The sequence below is a fragment of the Scytonema sp. NUACC21 genome (assembly GCF_054684315.1).
On sequence record NZ_BAAFZH010000089.1, the window covers coordinates 119,864 to 144,372 of the forward strand.

The window sequence follows — 24,509 nt, forward strand, 5'->3', positions numbered from 1 at the left end:
ATCAATGCAGACAGGTTGCATTCGCAGCTTTTTCCCTGAGTATGTTATTTTCCAGCCAAATTACATTGGCTGCTGTTATTCCACCGCTACGCACAAAAAAGGCAATGGTGGTTTCGGCTCATCCCCTGGCAAGTGAAGCGGGAGTTACCATGTTACGCAAGGGTGGTAATGCAGTTGATGCTGCAGTGGCTGCAACCTTTGCTATTTCCGTGGTTGAGCCTTTTTCGGCTGGCATTGGGGGCGGTGGTTTTTTGCTATTGCACCAGTCAAAAACTGGTGAAATTAAAGCTTTAGATTTTCGCGAACGAGCACCGCTCAAAGCGACAAAAGATATGTATTTGGATGCACAAGGCAAGGTACGTCCCAATGCAAGTGTTAATGGTTATTTAGCTGTAGCAACACCAGGAACAGTAGCTGGATTGTATGACGCCCACCGTCGCTACGGTCAATTACCTTGGCAAGAGGTGTTACAACCTGCAATTGCTCTTGCAAAAGATGGCTTTATCCTCAGTCCTCGGCAGACTTGGCGATCGATTAGAGTGTATGAAGCTCGCAAGCAATTGATTCTCAATAATCCAGCCGCACGGGCAATTTTTACTCGCAATGGAGATTTCTATCAACCAGGAGAAAGGCTGATACAGCGAGATTTAGGAAGGACTTTGACAGAAATCGCTAAAAATCCTCAAAGTTTTTACACCGGAAGTATTGCCCGCACTATTGCCTCTGATATGGCAAAAAACGGAGGTCTCATCACTCTAGAAGACCTAAAATCTTACAAACCAATCTGGCGTACTCCCGTTTGTGGCAACTTCCGCAAAGCTAGGGTTTGTTCCATGCCACCGCCGTCGTCAGGAGGAGTTCACTTATTACAGATTCTCAACATAATCGGTGACACTGATTTGAAATCCTTAGGATGGCATCACCCAAACGCACTACACCTGATAGTTGAAGCCATGAAAATCGCTTATGCTGACCGTTCCCAGCATCTCGGCGATCCAGATTTTGTCCCAGTACCCACAGCACAACTTCTTAGCCCCGACTACGCTAAGAAACGCCGTCAAGAAATTAGTCTGGAACGGGCTAAACCTTCAACTGAGGTCAAACCAGCAGACTTCCAATCGTTACAGCAGAAAAATATGCGCGTCCGTCTGCGTCCGTCTGCGGTTCTCAATCCAAAATGGCAACCCTACCCTGTCTTGGATGCACGGCCAATTCAGACAAAATTATCTGCTGAGTCGCCAGAAACCAGCCATCTCACTGTTGTGGATGAGCAGCGCAATGCTGTTAGTCTCACGTTCACAGTTAACTACGGTTTTGGTTCTGGGGTCGTAGTGCCGACAACTGGTATTTTGCTGAATGATGAGATGGATGACTTTGCAGCTGCACCTGGAGTCCCCAATGCTTTCGGACTTGTTGGTGCTGAGGCAAATGCGATCGCACCGCGAAAAACTCCTCTATCCAGCATGGCTCCCACCATTGTCACCGAAAACCGTCGCCTCCGCATGGCAGTAGGTGCGCCTGGTGGTGGGACTATTATTACCCAAGTGCTGCAAGTTATCCTCAATGTGTTGGAGTACAATATGGATGCAGGTTCAGCTGTTTCTGCACCCCGCATACACCATCAGTGGTTGCCAGATGAATTAAGAGTGGAACCTCTGGGTTTAGATGCTTTGACCCTCACAGAATTACAGCGAAGGGGACATAAAATTATGCAGGCAACACCTTGGGGGAATATCAACGCAATTTTAGTAACACCTGATGGTACTCTAGAAGGCGCAGCAGATCCGCGTGGTGAAGGTTCTCCAAGAGGTTTTTGAGGTTTAATTTTATTTAGTTTTAGCTATTAACTTCAATAGATCGAGGACTAAACTCGTTTGCTCTTGCGCTAGGCACTAGAGTCCAACCTGCTTTTAAAAGTTTCTGATAAGTTGCCCAACCTTTAGAACCTCCAGGTATCTGGTAATCTGGGACAGAATATTGTGGAAAAGCTGTGTAAGGACGCCAGGGTTGATTGGGCGCAGTCTGCAAATGCAGAATCTTATCCCCATCACTACCGGACTGTGATAACCAGCACATTTGTCGATACATGGCAAACTCCTTAAGTATTTAGCTTTTTAAAGCATAATCGCAGACTTATGTCAAGTCTCACCTCACCCAATAGGGGTAATTTTTCCTTGAACTTTGTTGCCAAAGTTATGAAAAAAACTATAAATGCACATATTTCTCACATGGTTTACACACGCATACATAAATAAACAAAAGAAAGCCCCGAAGTAGATGGACAACATGAAAAAAAATGTCAAAAACTACGAAAAAAAAGTTCAAATACTTGCAGCAGTACTTTATTGCTAGAGTCCTACTACAAACAATATTGTCTTCGTGTCCATGTACTTATATCCCCCATGTTATCTCTGTTTTCGGACAATTTATGTATGTTTGAGTACTTTTTGCAATAGTTTTAGTTAAAAAGATTGAAACTAAAACTCTGTGTGGTACTTCGAAAAACCTTGGCTTCAGAATGACAACTAAGAAAGTTGTCAACCCTCTTATCTATATGTAATTGTTCTGCAGAAAGTTGGCAATGAACAATTTTTTGATAACCAACATTTTTGTTGATTTTAAATTTTAAATCAGTTACATAATAGAAAATAATTGTTATTCATTAACGATTTACTAAAGCTTGTAGTCTTTCACTACAACTATTAATAGTTGCTGCTTCTCCAACTTATGCAGTGGAAATAAGCGGACTGACATTGTAGATCGTGTAAAAATGCTTGCTATTCTTAATGAACGCGGGGGTTTACAAGCAGTATACTCATTCTACAAGGGTGTTTAAGGTATGCCCGCACGAGTTCTTTGCACTCTTTAGCATGAAACTGTATAACCGTGTTTCTACAAAACTCAACAACTATGCGGTCAGATTTGTCAACTCATGACTGATTATGATTAAAATTCTTCATCTCTCTGATATCCATATGGGAAGCGGCTTTTCCCACGGAAAGATTAATGCTGAAACAGGATTAAATACACGATTAGAAGATTTTGTCAATTCACTATCTCAATGTATTGACCGAGCACTCTCAGAACCCGTGGATTTAGTCATATTTGGTGGTGATGCTTTTCCCGATGCGACACCGCCGCCCTACGTACAAGAAGCTTTTGCCAGTCAGTTTCGTCGCCTCGCAGATGCTCGCATTCCCACGGTGTTGTTGGTGGGCAACCACGACCAACACTCTCAAGGATTGGGGGGAGCCAGTCTCTGTATTTACCGTACCTTAGGTGTACCGGGAGTGATTGTGGGTGATAGCTTAACTACCCACCAAGTACAAACTCGTAGTGGTTTAGTACAAATTTTGACTCTACCTTGGCTGACCCGTTCTACACTCATGACTCGCCAGGAAACAGAAGGGCTATCTTTATTGGAAGTTAATCAACTGCTCATTGAACGTCTGCAGGTTGTCTTAGAAGGAGAAATTCGTCGCTTTGACCCCAATCTACCAACTATTCTTTTAGGTCACTTGATGGCAGATAATGCATGTTTGGGCGCTGAACGCTATTTAGCAGTGGGTAAGGGCTTTACGCTTCCTGTCTCTTTGCTAGCACGCCCTTGCTTTGATTATGTCGCATTGGGTCACGTTCACCGCCACCAAAATCTCAATAAGTCTAACGATCCCCCAGTGGTTTATCCAGGAAGTATTGAGAGGGTGGATTTTAGCGAAGAAAAGGAAGACAAAGGTTATGTGATGGTAGAAATCGAGAGGGGGAGCACTAATTGGGAATTTTGTCCTCTGCCTGCAAGAGTTTTTCGGACTATTGAGGTCGATGTCTCCAAAGTAGAAGACCCCCAGGAAGCGATATTGAAAGCGATCGCCAAGCATGACATCCAGAATGCTGTCGTGCGACTGATTTACAAACTCCGCTCGGAGCAGTTGGATTTAATTGATACAACATCATTGCATAAGGCTTTAAGCCCCGCTCATACCCATAGCATACAACCAGAACTGATAAGTCAATTGGCTCGCCCCCGTATTCCCGAACTGAGTGCAAGTAACACTATTGACCCGATAGATGCGCTAAAAACTTACTTGGACAACCGCAATGACCTCAAAGATATAGCAGAATTGATGTTGGAAGCAGCACACAATTTATTAGGAAATGATGTCGAAGTATTGCTCGAACCAAGTATAAACGCTCGGGATGCTCAGAATCTTTCTTTAGTGGAAGGTAGAGATACTCAGTTGAGACTATTATGAGCATTCCAAGTAGAGAGAAGTAGAGACGTAGGATGATACTACATCTCTACAATGTCTTCCAGAGGAACTCTTGACTTTCTGTTCCCTGTTCCCTCTTTTTTGTCAACTACCTCAGTTTGCTGACCGAGAGCCTCGATAAATTCGCTCTATCTGCTCCTGAGAAAGTGCTGTCATTGGAAACTGTCTGTATGGGGAGATCTCAATTTCCTGAATTGGTTCAACAATCCTATCCTGAATTCCGTTAGAAGTATTGCATTCCTCACACGTTGGAAGAGGTACTAACAGGGACTCATCTACCTCAGATGGAGGGAGTTGGGTTTGGGGCAAGACATAAGCATGATTCTCGGAATCGTATGCCAAAACCTCTCCTGTCTCAATTTGATAAATCCAAGCATAAATATTCAGTTGTCCTTGGTAGAGCTTGGAGCGAATCACTGGATAGGTTCGCAAATTCTCTATTTGGGTTAGTACATTTTCGGCGATCGCGATTTCTATCCGTTCTTCCTCATCGTAATGGCTGTAGTGGTCATTTACCAATCGTCGAGTTGCCTCAGCATACTTGAGCCAGTCATGGACAAGCGGCATTTCCCCACGCAGCTTGTCTAACTTCATAAGCCCTTTGATTGCGCCACAATGGGAGTGACCGCAAACAATAATCTGTCGAATATCGAGTGCTTGAACAGCATATTCAATTGTGGCTCCCTCACCACCATTGGTTGCTCCAAATGGCGGGATAATGTTACCAGCATTGCGAATGACAAACAATTCACCCAACCCGGCTTGTGTAATTAAGTTTGGATCGACACGGGAGTCCGAGCATGTAATAAACAATACTCTAGGTTTTTGACCGTGGGAGAGTTGTTTAAAAAGTTCTTGGTACTTACAATAGTAGCTAGCTTTAAATTCGCGCAGACCCCTAATTAATTTCTTCATAAAGTTAACCACAACAGGCAATACTATCAATTCTCCCTCAGAAAATTCCTGTTGTATCAAATTTTTAATTTTACACAGAATTTTTGATACAACAGGAAGAGAGTTACCCGAAGATCTAAAGTCAAGTCAGCTACTCCTCGTCAACAATTGCCCCTAATTGTATCAGTGCTGCTTTTTGAGCCCTTGTCAAGCCAGTCACTCCCGTAATGTTCATTCCCTCATAAGGGCGTGGGGTGCTGAGAATTTTTAGACATTCACCTGTCTCGATATCCCATAACCGAACACTATGGTCTTTACCGGTACTTGCAAGAATGGGACCTTTTACTGAAGGTAAGCTATCATGAGAAGGGAGGAATGCAACTGCATAAACGGCTCGCGTATGACCTTCAAGCACTCTCAAACACTCTCCTGTATTCGCGTCCCAAATTCTTATAGTTTGGTCATTACTTCCGCTGGCTAACAGTTGACCGTTGGGACTGTAGGCTATGCTTATGACACCAAGAGAATGCCCTCTTAACGTTAATAGGCTCCGGCTGGTTTTGAAATCCCAAATTTTTATAGTTGTATCTTCACTACTACTTGCCAAATTTTGCCCGTCTGGACTAAAAATAACTGACAAAATTCCGTGAGTATGCCCTGCAAAGGTTTTAATGCAGTTCCCCGTATTTACATTCCAAGCTCGAAGGAGGCAATCTGCGCCGGCACTAACCAAGAAATTTCCATCCGGACTGTATACAACTGAGGATACCATATTCTTGTTATGTTGGAAAACTTGGACACATTATCCGATGCTACCATCCCAAATTCATAATATACATCCATCAGAGGGGGATTTTGGATATTGGCGGGCAGTGCTTACTACCGTTCCGCACTACCATCCCAAATTCATAATATACATCTAGCAAAGGGTTATTTGAGGTATTGGTGGGCAGTGCCCACCCTACAGAAAATGAGATTAAGCCGGGTAAATACGCAGACGCCGATTTGGTTCTTCCCCAAAGCTATCAGACTTCAGGCGATAGTGTTCTACCAACTCGTGCTGCATTTTGCGTACCGAGGCAGAACGGGGTAATAATTCTACTGGTTGTCCCTTGGGTATGACAATCTGCTCTACAGCAAGTCTTGCTTCTTCTAAAGCGTCAATCTCATCATCGCTAGCGCTGTGAAGAAAGAGTTGCATTTCGCGCTCGTCGCCGATGTCGGGATCGTCAAGATTGAGCAAGCGCCGCAAACCTCTGGTAATTTGCGGTATGGTGCTAGCTTTGATCATATGGATTGGTATTTGCCGAGCTTTTGCCAATTGCCTCAATTTGGCATGGTTTTTGACGTGCGATCGCAATGCCAATATTGAATCTGCACTATCGATGTCTTTTGTCAATACCACTGGCAAAGAAAGCACTTGAATGACCTGATCTAACTGGCTGCGACTGACTCCATAAGGGTATATGTGCAGGGGCAAATCTTCGCCATTAGGTCCGGCATATCTACGATCGTCAAGCTCGAAACCATCAAATTGATTTAACGATTCATCCAGCAAGCGGTCAAACTCACTTTGCCCTGAACCGTTTTGCTTTTCACCAACCAGTGAAGGTAGTGGGAGCATTTGCCCGGTTGCACGCCAGCCATTGGAATTTCTTGCTGGGGGAGCAAAGGTTTCCTCCCCTGGGGCTGTGTGGGCGCGACTGTTGAGGGGGATGACTTGGCGGGTAACAACCACCTTGCCGTTTTCATCAACAGTTCGTACTTGCGGGTTGGGTTGACGCCCCCGCAAAAGAGTATCCACTGTGTCTGCTACACTCTCGTGTACCACCCAGCGCTGCCGTTCCAACATTTCTACAGCAATTTCAAAAGTTGGAGGGGCTTTTCGTTCCAAAACAGTTTTTTGAGTGCCCCGCCGTCTCGCCTCATCGTCTCCCAGTGTCACAGCCTGAATTCCACCAACCAAGTCTGAAAGGGTCGGGTTTTTGATCAAATTTTCAATTTGGTTACCATGAGCGGTACCGACCAACTGGACGCCTCGTTCGGCTATAGTACGGGCTGCTAGGGCTTCCAGTTCCGTACCAATTTCATCAATCACAATCACTTCTGGCATATGGTTTTCCACCGCTTCAATCATCACTTGATGTTGAAGTTCTGGGTGAGCCACTTGCATCCGTCGGGATCGCCCAATGGCCGGGTGAGCAACGTCACCATCACCTGCTATTTCGTTGGATGTGTCGATAATGACCACTCGCTTATTCAGTTCATCAGCCAGAACACGAGCAATCTCCCGTAAGGCTGTTGTTTTGCCCACTCCTGGGCGTCCTAGCATGAGAATCGATTTTCCGTCATTGGTCATTGGTCATTGGTCATTTGTCATTTGTCGTAGGTTGGGTTGAGCGATAGCGAAACCCAACACAATTACAGCTGATTCATCAAAATCAGGATACAAAAGAAAAAGAAACGACAAACCAAGAACCCCAGTATCAGAGAGCAATTGACAATGAAATTTATATTTGACCCACCGATTCCGGTAAAAATTCAAAAAATGAAGGAACGGGTGCGGTGGCTGCATCCGAGTCTCGTTAAACGGGGGATCGACCAAACCAGCATGGTCTTAGATGACGGGAACTCGGATAATCCGGAATTTTCCTTTATGGTTATAGGTGATACCGGATCTAAATCATATTACGGGTACCATCCCCAACGGCAAATTGCAGAGTTAATGATAACTCAGCGCCAGGAATGTCGTTTTGTTCTCCACACTGGTGATGTTATTTATGTTGTAGGTTCCCGTGAGTATTACCCGCAAAATTTTATCGAACCCTATCGGGAATTTCTTGTAGGAGGGGAGAACCCCAAACGTATTTCCTATGACAGTATGGTGTTTAACACACCAATCCTGCCAGTACTTGGCAATCACGATTACTATGATGTGCCGTTGATGCCCCGCTTGTTAGCAGGAAGTACACTACCACTGCGTCGCTTACTGCGTTACAAAGATATAGAGATTGGCTGGCATGGTTCCTACCAAGGTGACGCATATGCAAGGGCGTTTCTTGACTATCTCAAGCGGCTGACTCCAGGGGAACAGCTAGAAAAACATTTAGACAGCCATTACACAGCAAAAACCGAGACAGGTTACTGTTTGCGTTACGAACCAGGGCGATTTACCCGCTTACCCAACCGATATTACACATTTCGTTATGGCGGAATTGACTTCTTCGCCCTCGACTCCAACACTTTCAATGCGCCCTCCCCACTCCCCACAACAAAGGAAGGCGATAAAGAACGTCGTGAATTAGAAAAGCGCCGTCACGAAATAGAAGAAGAGGAAATGCAAATTCTAGAAGCTTGTTCTAACCTCAATCTAGATATTCCTGAAGAAGCCGAACAACTTGATGCCCTCAAAGGCAAGTTATACCAAATTGATGAAGTAAAAATTGATATTGAAAAACAACTTGAATCGCACAAAGCACCGCCTGTAGATTTGGAACAACTAAACTGGCTTGAAAAAAGGTTAATTGAATCTTGGAATCATAAAGATGTGCGCGGACGGGTGATCTATTTTCACCATCCGCCCTACGTCACTGAGGCAAGTAAGTGGCACCAAGCACAAACTTTAGCAGTTCGCCGCCGCCTGCGTTGGGTGTTTGAAGCTGTAGCTGATACCCTTGGTTCTTTGACTCAAGGGCGTCCGATAGTGGATTTGATTTTGAACGGTCACGCCCATTGTTTGGAGTATCTCCGTACAACTGACACCGGATTTGCTGACTCTCATATCAACTGCATCGTTTCTGGTGGCAGCGGTCGCCGTCCCCGCCGCCAGCGGGAGGAAGGATCGGAATTGATGGAAACTTTTGAGGATATGACAGGGAGTTCCCATCGTAAAATTGCTGATTCACTTCTTTTTATTGGTCGCAACGGATACGATACTCAAAAACGTCTTCCTTACTCATTCGTGCGAATTGATGTTCGAGATGGTTCCCCAGCCAAGTTTATTGTCAGACCATTTGTTGCTGAACGCTTCCAAGGTGAGTGGTACAATCGCGATTTAGAACCCTTTGTTATCGGGGCGTAGGGATTAGGGATACTTGGGGAAGTACAAATGACAAATGACCAGTGACAAATGACAAAACCAAAGTATAGCTTTTTACAATTAATTGCAATTACTATAGTAATAGTATGCTATTTAGTGCTTGGATTAAATAGTACAGCGATCGCGGATTCTCCATCCTCGGTTGTTTACGAACAACGGCGTCTTCACAGCCCGGATGGAATTGGTAAATTCTATATGGGGCGCGAGATAGCCAAAGTCATGGGGCATACGGGGGCTGGTTGGCTGGAAAGACCAACCCGAGAGAAGGAAGAACAGCCAAGCAAAGTCGTAGAAGCCCTCAACCTCAACAAGAATGATGTTGTAGCGGATATTGGGGCGGGTACCGGTTACATGAGTTTTCGCATGGCTTCCCTACTTCCATCAGGGAAAGTCATGGCTGTGGATATTCAGCCAGAAATGCTGGAAATTATTAACTTCTTCAAACAGGAGAAAAATATTACCAACGTTGAGCCTATTTTGGCTACTTTGACTGACCCCAACTTACCACCAGAAAGTATTAACCTTGCTTTGATGGTGGATGCATATCACGAATTTGAATACCCCAGAGAGATGATGCAAGGAATTGTTCGGGCACTTAAACCAGGTGGTCGGGTTGTGCTTGTTGAGTACCGAGGCGAAAATCCCTTCATCATGATTAAAGCTTTGCATAAAATGACTCAGAAACAAGTCAAAAAAGAAATGCAAGCTGTTGGTTTGGCTTGGCGTGAAACCAAAAACTTTTTGCCTCAACAGCATCTCATGATATTTGAGAAGCCAATTTAATATCAAGCCCCCCTTTCCTGAGACAGAATCAAATTTAGAACATTCAACTCATGAGAACTTAACAAATACTTGTCTGTAAAAATCTTCTGCCTAATTTCCTCCAGGCTGTAACTTCTAAAGACAACGAAAGGAAAATCTTTATAGTTATGTCCGATAGGCAGAATATTGCCCACAGGATAGAGGGTGCGAATATATGTAGCAAGAATATCGCGGAAACGTTGGTCTTCTGGTTCCTCTGGCTCATTGGCAAAATATTGACTCATCGCCTCACCGCTAATAAATGCAAACAAAGGCAAAGCATAATACCGATCCGAACGTTGGCTTTTCTGCTCAAATCGCTGTGTTTTATTCACCCCATTCCTAAGTTGTTTGACTAATTCTATAGCATCCTTGATTGCAGAGCGTAAACTCTCTGGATAAGATTTACGACGGCTGATTTCCAGCATATTTTGCCATAGAGCCTCGTTAGCATAGTTTGCTATATCCACCAGACGCATTTGATAAGTTTCTTCCAATGTATTGTTACCAATAGGCACGACCAACAGACTACCACTAATGTATCCCGGTTCAACTTTGCCATAATCCAGTAGCTTGTCAAGGGTGTTACACATTTGTGAAAACTTCTGGTTGAAAGACTTACGCAAAGCCAGATAATTAGACTCAGTTGTATTTCTAACAACAAATTCTGCCTGACTTAACAACTGCTCTAAATTTTTGAATACCATTTCTGGTAGAGGATCGCCTGGGTTTCTATGATGTTCTTTTTTTAATTGGCTAATGAGATTTGCCATTTGAGAAGAAAATGTTTCACCAGCAGCAAACACAGACTTCCCACCTATGGGAATAATGATAAAATTTTCTCGACCTATAGAACCAGAGCCAAAAATTCTGGTCATGAGAGAAGCTTTTAAAATTAATAAGATATTTAACAGACTTAGAGCACTTTCTTGGGAAGACAAAAGCCGCTCGTCTTGATAATAAACTGACTTTTCTGCTAAATAAAACCATAATTCTTTATCCTCGTTATCAATCTTATTATCACCGCGACCTCTATAAATAACCTGAATAACTTCCATCAAGTTTTTCTCAATTTGAAACTTAGGAATTTCTACCAGAATATGTTTGGTTTTGGGAAAAGATAGACCGCGACTTCCAGAAGCAGTCATAAAAACGACTTGGACTTGGTTTTGGAATTTTTGAATTTCCTGCTTTTCTTCCTCAGAGATATCGGAATGAATTTCTAGGTAATCTCTGAATTTTTCAAACGTACCCCGATGGTTTCTAATTATCTTAATGAGTTCTGCCAATCGGCGCTTGTTTTGAATGTAAACTATCAATTGGTTAACGTCTGAACGCTTTAAAAGAGACTCGATATCCTTTAAAATCTCTTCTCTGAGAAGTTCTTCTAGATCGGATTTTTGCTTTAAACGAACATCATTACTAAATTGACAAGACTGAATGAATACTTTGTAAGTGATGGATAAACTTTTAGCTGGGTAAGAATTCGCATTGATAATAGTAGCTGGCAACCCTTTAAACTCTAAGGATTCAACAGAAAGAGGCTGACCTGAATTCAGAGCACGACGAAAATATATTTTATCTGGTTCTGGTGAAGTGTCAGCAAGGTGTTGGTTGATAACATTTTTATCTACAATGGAAGCATCAGCAACAATAACCTTAGTGTTAAAACCATACTGGAAATTCATTAATTTATACTGGTTAAATAAGATCTTGTGAATTCCCTCTAAAAACTCAACTCCGCCATCATCACCCGTTATCTCATCTATCATGATAAACAAGTGCTTAATTCTCTGAGAAATTGCTAGCATCTTCTCAGGAAAAACAATATTGTCTCTTTCGTTGTAAGCGTTTCTAAATATTTTTTCAAAATACTTTAAAGTATCCCCTACCTCGGTTTTCTTTAAAGACTGGATAGAAGTAGTAGCTATAATATTATTTGAATGTTGATATTCTATAATAGTTGCTATTGCTTCGCAAATGCTATTTAAAACACCTCTGCTCTTGTGCCTGCTGTATTGAATAACATCATCAGACGTTCTGTTTAGTTTATTGGAACGACGTTTAGTTTGCTCCATTGCCGCACTATCAAGAAATTCGACAGGAGAACCTTTCAAGAAATCCTGACGTCGATTGCAAGTGTATTGAACCGTGTACCGTCCATAATTATCTGTGATGAGGTTGCTGTGAGTATTTAGGGCTAATAGTCGGTCATCGCACAATTTTCCCGTTTCTTTATCTTTAAATTTCTCGATAACGTCCAGGTTAACCTGTTTTCTGGGACTGACGTAAAAGAACAAAAAACCATCATCTATATGATTTTTGAGAAACTCGACAATTGCCGTGGTTTTACCAATTCCAGGATTTCCGGTTAAAAAGAGATAGGTATTTTGAGAAAACAGTGCTTTTTTAATGAGTTCGGCATGAGCTTGTCGCAGATCCATACTTCCAGTTAATCCTAGCTGATGCACGAGTTCTGAAGGGATCTGAGCAACAGAGTTAAAAAAACCAGTGAGCTTCTCTGTGTGAGGAGGTATGGGAGTTATCGTGTCTGGAGGAATATTTAATAGTGCATCCACAAATTTTCTACCAGACTCAAAACTGGCATAGGCGCTGCGTTTAATTCGGTTTAAAACCAGCTTGCGTGCTTCGGAAATCTCTTTAGAGCTTGAGTCATGTTTGTAAATTTGATAACAGGTTTTCAGAACATCTAAATTTTCCTGACAGATAGATATAGCATTTAATCCGCGATCGCTATATCCTACCGCATTGACTATCAATGATGCTGTATTTGGGAGAATAGCAGTGTCCCGAAGAAATTCATAGAAGCTATGGGCATAACCAGCAGCCTGAATTAATTTGGCACTTTCTTTATCCCTATATTTAAAAGCCGTAAAATAGCTCTTTAAGTTTTCTGATAATTCTAAATCTAACGATTCAGTATCAATACAAAGCTTGGAAAAAACACTTTTCGAGCGTAAATAGCTAATATCTCGGACTAATAATCTGCGGATAATTTCTATATAATCTATATTGGCGATATCTGCATCTGATTGAATAGAAAAAACTGATAAATCAACACATAGAATGCGGTACTGTCTTCTGTATTGCAGCAGCAGCAAGGCGTCTGCATTGAGAAAATCACCCTTTTGTTTATAACGCCCAATGTACTCCGAAACATTATCGATATTGCCCAATTGTGATAAAATTTCTCTAAACCATTGAACGTCATCTTTTCCATTGTATGTGCCGATGCTGTTGTCACCACTAAACTTGCATTGATAATATAAAATTTCTAGATGTCTTAGCTTATGAGGTTCGTTACAACCCGTAGAATTGATATATTCTCGAAAAAAATTTAAGCCACTTAAAAATCCTTTTTGTAGAAAAAATGTTCCCCAGTTATCAGCCATTTCTCTTTCTAAAGTGCTGATAACTTTATCTACGAGTCGCTGCCGCATTTTAGGGAACTTTAGCTGTTGTAATTCGTGACGATATAAGTTTCCAAATCGATGTTTTATTTGGTAGTTTTCAATATAAGATAAAATTCCAATATTAAAACCAACTTCAAACAAACGCCCCAAATCTTCTGCTATCTTTGATTTCATTGCTACATCTCTTCCTAGGGTGAACATTTCCCACCGATATCTATATCTCCTTATAGGGTGGGCAGTGCCTACCCTACAACTGAGGAAACAGATGTTACGATTGCGCTACATTCAGTACGTTCCGAACATAAGTTAAAAAAGCCAAGGAGTTGAATTCGCCTTTGCCTTTCATATGGTTAAGCAAGGAAAGTTTGCCAACAGAGTCATCCCCAATAAGGTTTTCATAAGGATCTAGCTTGAGATGAATGATGCGATCGGACTTTTGATATCGTGAGAAGTGAAATAGTGTCAAATACTGCAAAATATTGCTTTTCAAAGGTCCTTCATACATTAAACCTTTACGGATGTCTTCATCATCGAGAATGCCTTTATAGATATTTAACAAAGTAGCATAAGAAATAACTCCGTTATATTTTTTTTCCTCTCCCGGTACACTAACCCCATTAAATAAGTTAAAAAACACAAGGGATTGTTTGCTGGGGTCTTCTACTAAATTTGTGAGTTCTATCGTGTCTTGAATATACAAAGAAACATCTACTTTTTCTAACTTAATTGCATAGTATTTATCAAAGAATATTGGGTATAGTTTTATGTCATTGTGTTCGGCTTTTAAAGCCTTTATAACTTCTTTTGACATAAAAAATAGTCCATCATTATCCTCACCCTGAGTCATATGCAATGTACTTGTATAGGGAGCTTTAGCAATATAGACAAAATGCCTGTATCCTTTTTTATAAAGTTTTGCAACTCCCTCAATAACAACACTGGGATATGTAAACATTCTTTGATTATCGTAGTTTTCAGAGAATGTTTTGATTAGCTGTATCCTAACAGCGCTATCTTGTAATTGTAAACCTACAATCTCTCCCATTAAATTCGATATTTTTTTAGAACCAGACCATTTGCTATCGCTTTCACGACTGGAAACAATTACAATAGCAAGCTTGTCTAATTCCGGATAATAGGAGGAATTTTGAAAACGAAATTTTTTAGGCAATACTGAGTACAACGAGCTCAAAGTGTTGGGCAATTTTAAAATTCTTCCTTTACTAGAGAAGTCTCTAATATCAATGCCTTGTGCATTGGAACGATGTTTTTCATTAAGTAGATGAGATAAGACTCCTGACAAAGAAGCTATAAATTTTTCTAAAGGTGCGTTGTCTTGCTTTTTGTGTAAATGCAGTCGTAAAATTGGAATAAACAACCAACTTTGCTTTTCTAACAAAACCCAAAGACAAATATAGGCAAGCAAGCAAAAGGTAAATCTATAAGTAAAAGCCTGAGGAGGTTCTAGATTATTTCCTTTTTGGCTATAGAGAAACAATATCAGTTTGCGATCGCTAAAGTTTTGATCGTAAATAGCACGATATCCGTTTCCTAAATCGTTCAAAGGAGCAAATAGTAAGGGTAAGGTACGGATACCTTTAATATCGTACTCCATACTAAAGGTTTCCCGGTCTTCCGTAGTAAAAAAGTGAATGTCGCTAATAGTGATTTTTGCCGACAAAGTACACAAAGTACTTGTCTGTGCTTTCGCTTCTCCAATAGATATGTATTTCAAGACTTCTTTAGAGTTAGCTCTCAAGACTTGCTTAAAAAATGTATGCCGAGTAAAAATCTTTTCAAGATTATCCTCTACAATGCCATTTTTAACAGAAATATGGAGCGGATATTCTCGTGTAGGAAAAGTCATCTTGCGTTTTAAAAGATTGTCCAATGACTCCTTAATACGATTAATTTTTGTTTGCACTTTATAGGTTTTGAAACCTTTCACTATCTTCCGAAATAACTCTTTTTTTTCTGCATCATCTGAATTTTTTAAGATAGGCAGGATATTTTTTTCAAACCCAGCAATTGGGTCGTATTCTAATTCAGCATTTAAATTATAATTTTCCCTTTCAGGATTATTACGAGATGCAAACAAAAAGAAGTACAAAAATGCTATGTTTAAAACCCTGCGAGCAAATAATTCTCTTCTAGATTCATTTGCCAACTCTTCTTTGTGTTCTTTGCTATCTGGATCTAGTAGATTGAGGTGATGTTGAAACGAATTCCTACCTCCATGAGCTTGAGCTTTGCCATCCAATTTCAACTTGACACCAAAGACAAATTGAATTTGTCCCTGGGTTTCATTTTTAATCTCTCCTAAATAACCCTCTATGATAGGAATAATTGGCAGGATATTAAAAGCTTCGCCACGAGCAAAGGAATCCCTGTAATTGATTTGAGCTTTACCGTAGTTTACCAAGAAATCGCCATCAGCCTTGGTAGTACTATTAATATATTCTTCTATCAGTTTGAGCCTTCTGATAAAATCTTGTAGATAAATAGCACCCTCAGAATTTCGCTGGCTTGTATCGGTATTAATATTTTCTAAGAGAAATTCTAAATAATTTATCTGTGCCTGTTTTTTTAATTTCCCAAGAGTCTCTTTATCTACAATCTTTTGAAGTTCATACAAATCCGATTTTTCATCATTTTCTAAATCTTCAAGAACATAACTTAAGTCTTCTCTCTGTTCTGCGGTTGCACCGGAAAAATTGACATTAATATAGTTTTCTAAACCTTGCTCTAGCTGTGTTTTAAAGGCATGAATGTTTTGTACCGCGATCGTCAGCTTATGGAATTTTAAAATCTCCCTACTGCCAGCAGTTTTGTTATTAAAAGTTAATCTCTGCTTTTGCAAATTTTCAAAGGGTTTGAAAGGGTAGGTAAAGCCTAAGTCATGTTTTTCTCCTTTAAAATTCTCTAAATCTGTTACTAAATTGGTTACAAATTCTTGAATTGAAGAACTATTTCCTAGCACGGACTGCAGGGACTGCTTAACAGAATCTCTTATTTCTTGAATTTGCTTGTGAAAGCGTTCCTGGGAACCAGGACTGATATTAATCGTGGCAGAACGTACACTATTACTAGATGCGCCTAAAGGGTTTTCTACCTCTAAAGCAGCAACCTGATTTGCCACAGTGTCAATATCAATCCTCAAGCGGTTTCTATCATCAGAAATTTTAAAGATTTGCTGCTTGTGTAAAGTGTGTAAAATTTTTTGTAATAAATCCGAATAGTCTAAGTAAACTAAATCTTTACCGATGTCTAGAATATTCACTTGATTAGCTCCTAGCCGTTATCTACACCTACGGCTTGTCAGTTGAGTACTTAGTATAAATCGTTATTTTTGTACTGACATCAGAGCTTTTATTGAAATTTGACTGGCAACGTTTGATGTAGCAAATATAACATTTTGATTCCTTGTAATCCCTTACAAACAATCAAGCCGCTATATCTGGTCATCCGTTGCCCAATCTACCTACACCAACGCTGCCACCTTCTCCAGCAACCCCTGGAATAACTTCAACCCATCACTGTTACCCAGCATGGGGTCAGATGCTCTTTCCGGGTGGGGCATCATCCCCAACACGTTACCTGTAGAATTGCAAATCCCAGCAATGTTGTTGCGGGAGCCATTGGGGTTGCCTACCTCGTAACGGAACAAGACTTGACCGTTATCTTCTATCTCTGATAGGGTCTTGTCATCAGCGTAAAATCGCCCTTCTCCGTGGGCAATTGGTAATGTAAGAATTTCGCCAGTTTTATAGTTTTGCGTCCAAGGAAGGTCTGTACGCTCAACTTTTACGGGCACGCGATCGCAAACAAAATGCAGGTCTTGATTTCTCACCAAAGCCCCCGGTAACAGCCCTGCCTCAGTTAATACCTGGAAACCGTTACAAATACCGAGAACTGGTTTACCCTGACGGGCGTGTTCTACAACCTGTTGCATCACAGGAGAAAACCGCGCAATAGCACCACAGCGCAGGTAATCCCCATAGCTAAATCCACCGGGTATAATGATAATATCCAAATCAGAAATATCTGTTTCTTGATGCCAAACCATGCGAGTTGGCTGCTGCAACAAGTCTCTTGTTACATAAGCGACATCGCGATCGCAATTAGAACCAGGAAAAACAATTACACCAAATTTCATGTTAGGAGTTAGGAGTTAGGAGTTAGGAGTTAGTAGTTAGTAGTGAGTGGTTGGTGGCTCAAAAAAATTAACCACTTCCCACCCACCAGTCACCTTAATAGACACCCGACTGTGATTCGACTTCAATCAAATCAAAGCGGTAGTTTTCAATCACAGGATTCGCCAGCATTTGGTCACACATCCGATCCAAATCTTGGCGGGCTGTGGTTTCATCAGGCGCAGTGAGAGTCATTTCAATATATTTACCGATCCTGACCTGCTCGACATTGTGATATCCTAGCTTTTTCAGTCCAGAACGAACTGCTACACCAGCAGGATCTAGGACTGAAGGACGAAGTGTCACATAAATTTTAGCTTGATACTTCCTTTGCACTGGCTTTTGCTAGATACTGCGATTGTTATACTACATCCTTTTGTTGCAACTCAGGCACTCCAAGTTTCTAAGTCTTAGGAGTTAGCCTAAAACCCAGCCAAGGTAATAATTTAAAAATTCTTGATGCAAGCGAGCGACAAAATCCCGAGTATTTAGAAGTAAGCTAGAAAATAGCCAAGGTAATAGTATAAAAAATCCTTGTGTAAATACGGAATATCTAAATTATGTTGTCTATGAGAGCCATTCGGACCCGCAGCCAAGAGCGTATTCTAAACTTACTTAAGACTATTAAACAGGGCATATCCGCTCAGGATATCTATGTAGAATTACGTAATCGCAACCAAAGTATGGGTTTGGCGACAGTTTATCGCTCCCTAGAAGCCTTAAAACTTGAAGGCATGGTACAAGTGCGGACATTAGGTAACGGTGAAGCGCTTTACAGCTTGGCGCAGCAAGACAAACACCACCTGACTTGCTTGCAATGCGGCGCATCCATTCCGATCGATCAATGCCCAGTGCATGACTTAGAAAGCCAATTGCAAGATTCACATAAGTTTAAAATTTTTTACCATACCCTGGAGTTTTTCGGTTTGTGCAGCCAATGCCAGATGGGACAAGCGGCAGGGGAATAAAACAGACAAGGGGACAACAAACAATGTCCCCTGTCTCCCCTCCTAGGCAGCGTGCTTATTCTTCACTGGAGGTAATCCCATGCTCGGCATTGAGTTGTCTCCAGTTTGACCATCAGCAACAATTGAGCGTATCCCCTCCAAGGTAGCAGGGATTGTGCGGGGGTCCATAAACATGACCTTACTGCTATCGCTCTTACCAATTGTTGCACCCATATCCAGGTAACCTAAGGCAAACAACACTTCCAAAGCCTGGTGGGCGTTTGGGTTTGTCTTGATTTTTTCGGCAAGGATTTCTGCCGATTCAGCAATAGCTTGCGCTTTCAGAACTTGCTGCTGCCGTTCAGCTTGTGCCTTAAGAACAATCGCCTTTTGTTCGGCTTCAGCCTGCATAACGAGTGATTTTTGACGGGCTTCTGCATCCAAAATTTGGGCATCAGCTTTACCTCTAGCGCTATTAACCGCTGATTCCCTTTCCCCCTCAGAAGTTAAAATCGCTGCCCGTTTGCGACGTTCTGCTGACATTTGTAGTTCCATTGACTCCCGGACTGCTTGAGAAGGGACAATATCCCGCAGTTCCACCCGCGTGACTTTCACACCCCAAGGATCGGTCGCCTCATCCAATTCATGCAACAAAGTTTCGTTCACTTGAGCGCGGGCAGTAAAGGTTTCATCTAGCTCCAATTTACCCATCTCCGCACGAATTTGAGTGAGTACCAAATTCTCCATTGCCATTCGGAGATTTTCTACTTTGTAGTAAGATTTCTCCATATCAACAATACGCCAGTACACCACCGCATCGACGGTAATTGTCACGTTGTCACGAGTGATGCACTGTTGTGGGGGAATGTCTATCACTTTTTCCCGGATAGTTTCATGGAAGACGACCCTATCGGCAACGGGAACGATAAAGTTAAGCCCTGGTTCTAACTTTTTGTTATAGCTTCCTAACCGTTCGACTAAGGCTTCATTACCCTGATTAATGACTTTTACAGAACCTGCTAAGGCAGAACCACCTAAAGCTAAAAATACAAGTAAAAAGAACTGTTCCATTGTATGTTTCCTAAATTTTAAAATGTCTTACGAGTGCAGTAAGTTTTCTGGCATCACGAATAAAGTCGTGCCTTCCCGCCTCGTGACATAAACTCTTTGATTGGGTGCTATGCTGAGTTTTTCATCGTCACACCTTGCCCGCCAAGAATTTCCCTCGTAGAGGACTCGTCCTGTTTTCCCAGGTGGAATCTCAGTTAAAGTTTCAGCTATGATTGCATGCTGAATTTTTGACTTGCGTCGTGGTAATGTTACAAATCGACGGGAGAGTAAGACTAGAAATGTGGAAAGCAACAACCAAACCACGCCTTGCAGCCATAACTTGCCCAAAACAACTTGAGATAGCAGCGCCACCACAAAGGCGCTTATACCCATTAAGAAGGCAACAAAAGCCGTCGGCAGAAACAGTTCCGTTAAACACAGAACTGCACCTGCTAACAGCCAGATTAAGGTAGTACTTGGCATAGAGCCATCCAGTAAGAAGACATTAAGCCGTCAACGCATTTTTATGATTAGATACATTCACGCGTTAACTATTTCCAGAAAGGATTTTAGCTATCAGCTATTAGCTTTCTTAAGTTCACAACTTTTTAACTAACCGCTAACTGCTTTTTGCAGTAAAATTTTATGACTTTTAGTAATGATGTTTTTACACTGTTTCACTATAGGCATAGCATCCAATTCTATTTTAACGTTTTAATTTGTTATCTGTAATTTGGCATCAGAGATGTTTTATAAAGAAATCCAACAATTTGATTAAATGTCGGGTTTCGTGACTCAACCCAACCTACTAACTACCAAACATTTTCATGCTTTCTACTCAGCGAATAATTTATTGCACAAATCCAGGCTGTAGCGACCCCATGAATTCTGTAGGGGATAGTGTTTGTGCAAGTTGTCAAACTCCCATCGTGTACCGCTACCTTTGGGCAACTGGTTTATCAACCACTGAACTTCAGCCAGGAGAAATAGTAGCTGACAGGTATGAGATTATTACACCTCAAATTTGGTTGGAGACTCTACCTGGGCGATCGCCAGATACACCTGAAGATATACCAGAATTCATTACTCCCTACCTAAGGTTATATCATCAGCGCTTGCATCTGCCGCAAGTCTATGGTTTTGTGTACTCACCTATGAGAGATGGGAAACCTATTTTCTTGTTGGAGAATGGGCCCATAGATGAAACTGGTAATCTTTACCCAACAATAGAGGATGCTTGGGAACAGGCAAAAGGTGTCAGACAAGTTTATTGGCTGTGGCAAATTCTCCAACTATGGACACCTCTGGCAGAACTGAGAGTTGCAGGGAGTTTGCTTGTTCCGTATAACTTGCGAGTACAAGGTTGGTGCGTGCGATTGCTGCAACTTGTAGAAACACGCGGTGCATCTCTAAAACAATTGGGAGAATGCTGGCAACCTTGGGTAGCGACTGCAAAAAGTCAAGTAGCAAAAGAACTAGAAAAAATTGTGCAGCAGCTGTGTAGTGGGGAAGAAGATTTAGAGGTTATAAGCTCTCAACTCAATACCTTACTACTATCATCAGCAGCAGAATTGCCATTGAGCTTACAGGTAGCAGGGGCAACAGATATTGGTTCAGTACAACTGCAACAGAATGAAGATGCTTGCTACCCTACTGATTCTACAGACCCAGATGATTCTTTACTACCTCAAGTATCAATTGTTTGTGATGGAATTGGCGGGCATGAAGGTGGCGAGGTAGCCAGCCAATTGGCAGTGCAGTCTTTGAAGTTACAAATCCGCGCTTTAGTAGCTGAGGCGACACAACAAACAGAAATCGTAACGCCGGATTTACTCCAAAAACAACTCGAAGCCATTTTGCGAATTGTGAATAACGTCATTTGCAGTTCTAACAACGAGCAAAATCGCGAAGGAACCCAACGGATGGGTACAACTGTTGTGATGGCAGTACAACTACCCCAAAGCGTCCAAACTCCAACTCAGCAATTTAAAAATGCCCACGAACTTTACTTAGCTAGTGTCGGTGACAGCCGTGCCTATTGGATAACTCGCAATTATTGTCAGCTACTGACAGTAGATGATGATGTTGCAGCGCGGGAAGTACGCTATGCCCGCAGTTTTTATCGTCCAGCCTTACAACGCCCAGATGCTACAGCCCTCACCCAAGCCCTGGGAACAAAAGATGGAGAGTTTCTCCGTCCCCTGATTCAGCGATTTATTTTGGAAGAGGATGGTTTACTGCTGCTGTGTTCTGATGGTTTGAGTGACAATGACTGGGTAGAACACTCTTGGCGAGAATTTGCTTTACCAGTCTTGAGCGGCGAACTTTCCCTAGAGGATGCTGTCGCCGCGTGGATTGATTTGGCAAATCAAAAAAATGCACATGACAATATATCAGTGGTTATTACTCTTTGTCGTGTCTCCCCAGTTTCTTTGGTACCTGTAACGCGATCGCTACCACCGGTACAAATAGAACAAACGCAACAAGAAGAAGAACCGGAGTTAGCAGCAAGTGCTCAGGCACTTTTAGAGTTAGATACAACAGAAGCCCCACCTGCAAAGAATCGGCAAAATCCGACTAAAGTCCCCGCTAAAAACCAGCATCGCCGTTCTTTAAGATGGCTGTGGTTTTTTGGAGGATTTTTGGCTTTGCTGCTGGGCGGTGCTGGTATAGGTTTATTTGCTTGGTGGCAACTGAGCCCTCAAACTTTCCAGCAAGCGTGCAGCAAACTTCCCCAAGACTTAAAGCAGTTGTGTCCTCCTCAAGATTAAGGGGACAGAAGTGGTTGGGGAGAGTGCTTTGAAGAGTGGCAATGTTATGTGAAGATAAGAGAGATTAGACCTCTTGCTAAGGTACTGAGGGAGGACTAGAATATTGCCCAAAAAACGTTCACCTTCTCTTCTCCTCTAAGAAAAGAAGGTGAGATTGGGTGCTAACCCATAACACTTAAGCCTGCACAGGCAGGCTTTGTTTGTCTGGTAGCAACAGATACGTTAAACAGCGTGTCTGTGAAGACTGAGTCCGAAGCAAAGATTTTGCAAGCAGTCTATTTTTCAAAAAAGCAATTTCAGTGAGGAATGGCTGTGGAAACATTGGTGGAAATACAGAAGCAAGGTGTGAAAGAAGGTATGAAAATTGGCGATCGCGTCCGCGTAACAGAATCCGTCATAGTTTACCATCATCCCGAAAATCGCGGTAAAGCTTTTGACATCAAAGGCACCGAAGGTGAAGTTTTGGCTATTATCAATGAGTGGCAAGGTAGACCTGTTAGCGCTAACTTGCCAATCTACGTCCAGTTTAATAAAAAATTTAAAGCACACCTACGTGAAAGCGAGTTAGAGGTAATTTGATCTCCCCTCCACTTCATTAAGGGGATAAAGACAGTGTCACTAGGGGCGGGTTAGGAAACCCGCTCCTATCTTAATTGTCTGGTAACCGTGCAAACGCCTGTTCGACCAACTCTTTAGCTTTAGCGTCTAAACGCTGCCAGTCCACTTCACCAAGTTCATCAATTAAACTAGTATCGATCTCTACTTTCTCATACCCTGGTATGTAGTCACGAAAACAAACTTGGTAACATAAATCCCACAAATCAATACTGACTTGTTGCTCTTGACGCTGCAGACACAAATGATATCCTGGATGGGGCATTGGTAGACGGGAGAGAGTTTCTCTAATTTCCAATGCTTGCTCTGGTGTTGCAGCTTCCAGGTCTTGCAGGAGCTTAGTCACTATAGCTTTAGTCTCATCGGTAGTGCTAGTAGGCCATATCAAGACATCTTGATAAGTTCCTGTCCAAGACGATACATCAAGCAACTTGCGAATATTATCGACCACGCGACTAAAAGCAGGTTGCAGGAGGAGTTCTGCCTGCGTAGCCTGTATGAATCAGGTATTATTTGCACTCAATGAAGAGTATCTATTGAATGAGAAAGGCGCGGTGGCAATTGCCAACAACTTCGCACTATGCCCGCAGAACTATCAACAACGGGTTGAGTCAGTATTTGCTAATTTGGCGAGTGATGCAAAATCCATAATAGATGCGATCGCCATTCTTGAAGGAATTGAGCGGGATTTAAGTCAATGGTATGGCAATCGTCGGTTAATAATGTAGATTATCAACTGTAACGAGTAAAGCTCGCTTTGATGAAAGCCAGCATTCCCAAACATTTGTTCGTACTCTGCAAAGGTATAAGCATTACCACTGGGTGTTGTAGCAAGCATAGTTAAACTGAAAGCAACGACTTCAGGTGGGGTCACGCGGTCAGCGTTGGGAATGGATTCAAATGTACAGTAGTACCTACCGTGTTATGGGTTAACAAGCGGCTTTTCATGAGAGAACAAAAATACTAATATAAACTCAGTACAAACAATTACTCAAAGCTACTATGACATTGGGTACAATTAACCACTTATCCTTGACCGTAAGCGATCGGTCTAAATCCGAGCCATTTTACGACCAAATTTTACAGTTCGTGGGGTACCAGCAAGTAGAAAAGAACGAAGAATTCATCATGTGGTGGCAACAAAGCGCGGGGGCTATTCTCATTTACAACAGCCGTCCGGACTCTCCTAACAAAATTCACGATCGCTACTCCCCTGGGTTGCATCATCTTGCCTTTAACGCCGAAAGTCGAGAGCAAGTCGATAAACTATATCAACTCGTTTTAGATATGGGCGGTACAATCTTGGATGCACCCGCAGAATACAACCACTATGCTCCTGGCTACTATGCTTTTTACTTTGCCGATCCTGATGGAATCAAACTAGAATTTGTTCATATGCCAAATTTACCTTAAGAATAAATGCAAAGCCGCTTT

Annotated in this window: 19 protein-coding genes and 2 pseudogenes; 9 read left to right on the top strand and 12 right to left on the bottom strand. The window is 42.0% G+C overall.

Annotated features, from left to right (window positions below; translation table 11 throughout):
* Positions 1 to 41: 41 nt before the first annotated feature.
* Positions 42 to 1,817 carry a gamma-glutamyltransferase gene (gene ggt, locus ACYRY3_RS23570; RefSeq protein WP_460204095.1) on the top strand — a complete coding sequence of 592 codons (1,776 nt, stop codon included), beginning with the start codon at positions 42 to 44 and terminating at the stop codon, positions 1,815 to 1,817.
* Between the two features lie 19 nt (positions 1,818 to 1,836).
* On the opposite strand, the gene ACYRY3_RS23575 is transcribed toward ggt, so the two are convergent.
* Positions 1,837 to 2,088 carry a hypothetical protein gene (locus ACYRY3_RS23575; RefSeq protein WP_460204065.1) on the bottom strand — a complete coding sequence of 84 codons (252 nt, stop codon included), beginning with the start codon at positions 2,086 to 2,088 and terminating at the stop codon, positions 1,837 to 1,839.
* Between the two features lie 854 nt (positions 2,089 to 2,942).
* On the opposite strand from ACYRY3_RS23575, the gene sbcD reads away from it, so the two are divergent.
* Positions 2,943 to 4,253, top strand: coding sequence for an exonuclease subunit SbcD (gene sbcD / locus ACYRY3_RS23580; RefSeq protein WP_460204066.1), 1,311 nt, complete (start codon positions 2,943 to 2,945; stop codon positions 4,251 to 4,253).
* 111 nt (positions 4,254 to 4,364) lie between these two features.
* On the opposite strand, the gene ACYRY3_RS23585 is transcribed toward sbcD, so the two are convergent.
* The 4 genes and pseudogenes from ACYRY3_RS23585 to ACYRY3_RS23600 form a co-directional block, all read right to left on the bottom strand.
* Entirely contained in the window at positions 4,365 to 5,186 is an 822-nt protein-coding gene (locus ACYRY3_RS23585) for a carbonic anhydrase (RefSeq protein ID WP_460204096.1), read from the bottom strand.
* A gap of 130 nt (positions 5,187 to 5,316) precedes the next feature.
* Positions 5,317 to 5,838, bottom strand: coding sequence for a WD40 repeat domain-containing protein (locus ACYRY3_RS23590; protein ID WP_460204097.1), 522 nt, complete (start codon positions 5,836 to 5,838; stop codon positions 5,317 to 5,319).
* A 30-nt stretch (positions 5,839 to 5,868) separates the two neighbouring features.
* Positions 5,869 to 5,955: pseudogene (locus tag ACYRY3_RS23595) on the bottom strand (hypothetical protein); the annotation flags it as partial.
* Between the two features lie 186 nt (positions 5,956 to 6,141).
* Positions 6,142 to 7,524 (bottom strand): annotated as a pseudogene (locus ACYRY3_RS23600) (R3H domain-containing nucleic acid-binding protein); the annotation flags it as partial.
* A gap of 144 nt (positions 7,525 to 7,668) precedes the next feature.
* Here ACYRY3_RS23600 and ACYRY3_RS23605 point away from each other — a divergent pair.
* Both ACYRY3_RS23605 and ACYRY3_RS23610 read left to right on the top strand, forming a co-directional pair.
* Positions 7,669 to 9,246 carry a metallophosphoesterase family protein gene (locus ACYRY3_RS23605; protein WP_460204067.1) on the top strand — a complete coding sequence of 526 codons (1,578 nt, stop codon included), beginning with the start codon at positions 7,669 to 7,671 and terminating at the stop codon, positions 9,244 to 9,246.
* 48 nt (positions 9,247 to 9,294) lie between these two features.
* Positions 9,295 to 10,047: a class I SAM-dependent methyltransferase gene (locus ACYRY3_RS23610; protein WP_460204068.1), complete on the top strand. Its 753-nt coding sequence runs from the start codon at positions 9,295 to 9,297 to the stop codon at positions 10,045 to 10,047.
* A 2-nt stretch (positions 10,048 to 10,049) separates the two neighbouring features.
* Here the strand turns inward: ACYRY3_RS23610 and ACYRY3_RS23615 are convergent, their stop codons facing one another.
* The 4 genes from ACYRY3_RS23615 to purS all read right to left on the bottom strand — a co-directional run bounded on the left by ACYRY3_RS23615 (position 10,050) and on the right by purS (position 18,028).
* On the bottom strand, positions 10,050 to 13,673 hold the full coding sequence (locus tag ACYRY3_RS23615; protein WP_460204069.1) for a helicase-related protein: 3,624 nt from the start codon (positions 13,671 to 13,673) through the stop codon (positions 10,050 to 10,052).
* 94 nt (positions 13,674 to 13,767) lie between these two features.
* Complete coding sequence (locus ACYRY3_RS23620; protein ID WP_460204070.1) at positions 13,768 to 16,779, bottom strand: hypothetical protein; 3,012 nt, start codon at positions 16,777 to 16,779, stop codon at positions 13,768 to 13,770.
* A 201-nt stretch (positions 16,780 to 16,980) separates the two neighbouring features.
* A complete protein-coding gene (gene purQ / locus ACYRY3_RS23625) occupies positions 16,981 to 17,655 on the bottom strand; it encodes a phosphoribosylformylglycinamidine synthase subunit PurQ (protein ID WP_460204071.1) in 675 nt (224 codons plus the stop codon).
* Between the two features lie 94 nt (positions 17,656 to 17,749).
* Complete coding sequence (gene purS, locus ACYRY3_RS23630; protein WP_460204072.1) at positions 17,750 to 18,028, bottom strand: phosphoribosylformylglycinamidine synthase subunit PurS; 279 nt, start codon at positions 18,026 to 18,028, stop codon at positions 17,750 to 17,752.
* Positions 18,029 to 18,261: 233 nt separating this feature from the next.
* On the opposite strand from purS, the gene ACYRY3_RS23635 reads away from it, so the two are divergent.
* Positions 18,262 to 18,660 (top strand): Fur family transcriptional regulator, encoded by a 399-nt coding sequence (locus ACYRY3_RS23635; RefSeq protein WP_460204073.1) that lies wholly within the window; start codon positions 18,262 to 18,264, stop codon positions 18,658 to 18,660.
* Positions 18,661 to 18,702: 42 nt separating this feature from the next.
* Here the strand turns inward: ACYRY3_RS23635 and ACYRY3_RS23640 are convergent, their stop codons facing one another.
* Positions 18,703 to 19,710 carry an SPFH domain-containing protein gene (locus tag ACYRY3_RS23640; protein ID WP_460204074.1) on the bottom strand — a complete coding sequence of 336 codons (1,008 nt, stop codon included), beginning with the start codon at positions 19,708 to 19,710 and terminating at the stop codon, positions 18,703 to 18,705.
* Between the two features lie 27 nt (positions 19,711 to 19,737).
* The gene (locus ACYRY3_RS23645; RefSeq protein ID WP_460204075.1) at positions 19,738 to 20,172 is read right to left on the bottom strand and encodes an NfeD family protein; all 435 of its coding nucleotides are present in this window, start codon (positions 20,170 to 20,172) and stop codon (positions 19,738 to 19,740) included.
* A 344-nt stretch (positions 20,173 to 20,516) separates the two neighbouring features.
* Between ACYRY3_RS23645 and ACYRY3_RS23650 the strand changes: the two genes are divergently transcribed.
* A complete protein-coding gene (locus ACYRY3_RS23650) occupies positions 20,517 to 22,460 on the top strand; it encodes a protein phosphatase 2C domain-containing protein (RefSeq protein WP_460204076.1) in 1,944 nt (647 codons plus the stop codon).
* A 306-nt stretch (positions 22,461 to 22,766) separates the two neighbouring features.
* Complete coding sequence (locus ACYRY3_RS23655; protein ID WP_460204077.1) at positions 22,767 to 23,039, top strand: ferredoxin-thioredoxin reductase variable chain; 273 nt, start codon at positions 22,767 to 22,769, stop codon at positions 23,037 to 23,039.
* Positions 23,040 to 23,109: 70 nt separating this feature from the next.
* Here ACYRY3_RS23655 and ACYRY3_RS23660 read toward each other — a convergent pair whose 3' ends face one another.
* Positions 23,110 to 23,574 (bottom strand): hypothetical protein, encoded by a 465-nt coding sequence (locus ACYRY3_RS23660; protein ID WP_460204098.1) that lies wholly within the window; start codon positions 23,572 to 23,574, stop codon positions 23,110 to 23,112.
* Between ACYRY3_RS23660 and ACYRY3_RS23665 the strand changes: the two genes are divergently transcribed.
* Together ACYRY3_RS23665 and ACYRY3_RS23670 are read left to right on the top strand one after the other, a co-directional pair.
* Positions 23,573 to 23,803 carry a hypothetical protein gene (locus tag ACYRY3_RS23665; RefSeq protein ID WP_460204078.1) on the top strand — a complete coding sequence of 77 codons (231 nt, stop codon included), beginning with the start codon at positions 23,573 to 23,575 and terminating at the stop codon, positions 23,801 to 23,803. The genes ACYRY3_RS23660 and ACYRY3_RS23665 overlap by 2 nt on opposite strands.
* Positions 23,804 to 24,077: 274 nt before the next feature.
* A complete protein-coding gene (locus tag ACYRY3_RS23670) occupies positions 24,078 to 24,488 on the top strand; it encodes a VOC family protein (RefSeq protein WP_460204079.1) in 411 nt (136 codons plus the stop codon).
* The last annotated feature ends 21 nt before the right edge of the window (positions 24,489 to 24,509 follow it).

Bases quoted from the DNA above. Each gene is read 5' to 3' on its own strand.
- ggt (WP_460204095.1), top strand. From the start codon at position 42: ATGTTATTTTCCAGCCAAATTACATTGGCTGCTGTTATTCCACCGCTA.
- ACYRY3_RS23575 (WP_460204065.1), bottom strand. From the start codon at position 2,088: ATGTATCGACAAATGTGCTGGTTATCACAGTCCGGTAGTGATGGGGAT.
- sbcD (WP_460204066.1), top strand. From the start codon at position 2,943: ATGATTAAAATTCTTCATCTCTCTGATATCCATATGGGAAGCGGCTTT.
- ACYRY3_RS23585 (WP_460204096.1), bottom strand. From the start codon at position 5,186: ATGAAGAAATTAATTAGGGGTCTGCGCGAATTTAAAGCTAGCTACTAT.
- ACYRY3_RS23605 (WP_460204067.1), top strand. From the start codon at position 7,669: ATGAAATTTATATTTGACCCACCGATTCCGGTAAAAATTCAAAAAATG.
- ACYRY3_RS23610 (WP_460204068.1), top strand. From the start codon at position 9,295: ATGACAAAACCAAAGTATAGCTTTTTACAATTAATTGCAATTACTATA.
- ACYRY3_RS23615 (WP_460204069.1), bottom strand. From the start codon at position 13,673: ATGAAATCAAAGATAGCAGAAGATTTGGGGCGTTTGTTTGAAGTTGGT.
- purQ (WP_460204071.1), bottom strand. From the start codon at position 17,655: ATGAAATTTGGTGTAATTGTTTTTCCTGGTTCTAATTGCGATCGCGAT.
- ACYRY3_RS23635 (WP_460204073.1), top strand. From the start codon at position 18,262: ATGAGAGCCATTCGGACCCGCAGCCAAGAGCGTATTCTAAACTTACTT.
- ACYRY3_RS23640 (WP_460204074.1), bottom strand. From the start codon at position 19,710: ATGGAACAGTTCTTTTTACTTGTATTTTTAGCTTTAGGTGGTTCTGCC.
- ACYRY3_RS23645 (WP_460204075.1), bottom strand. From the start codon at position 20,172: ATGCCAAGTACTACCTTAATCTGGCTGTTAGCAGGTGCAGTTCTGTGT.
- ACYRY3_RS23650 (WP_460204076.1), top strand. From the start codon at position 20,517: ATGCTTTCTACTCAGCGAATAATTTATTGCACAAATCCAGGCTGTAGC.
- ACYRY3_RS23655 (WP_460204077.1), top strand. From the start codon at position 22,767: ATGGCTGTGGAAACATTGGTGGAAATACAGAAGCAAGGTGTGAAAGAA.
- ACYRY3_RS23665 (WP_460204078.1), top strand. From the start codon at position 23,573: ATGAATCAGGTATTATTTGCACTCAATGAAGAGTATCTATTGAATGAG.
- ACYRY3_RS23670 (WP_460204079.1), top strand. From the start codon at position 24,078: ATGACATTGGGTACAATTAACCACTTATCCTTGACCGTAAGCGATCGG.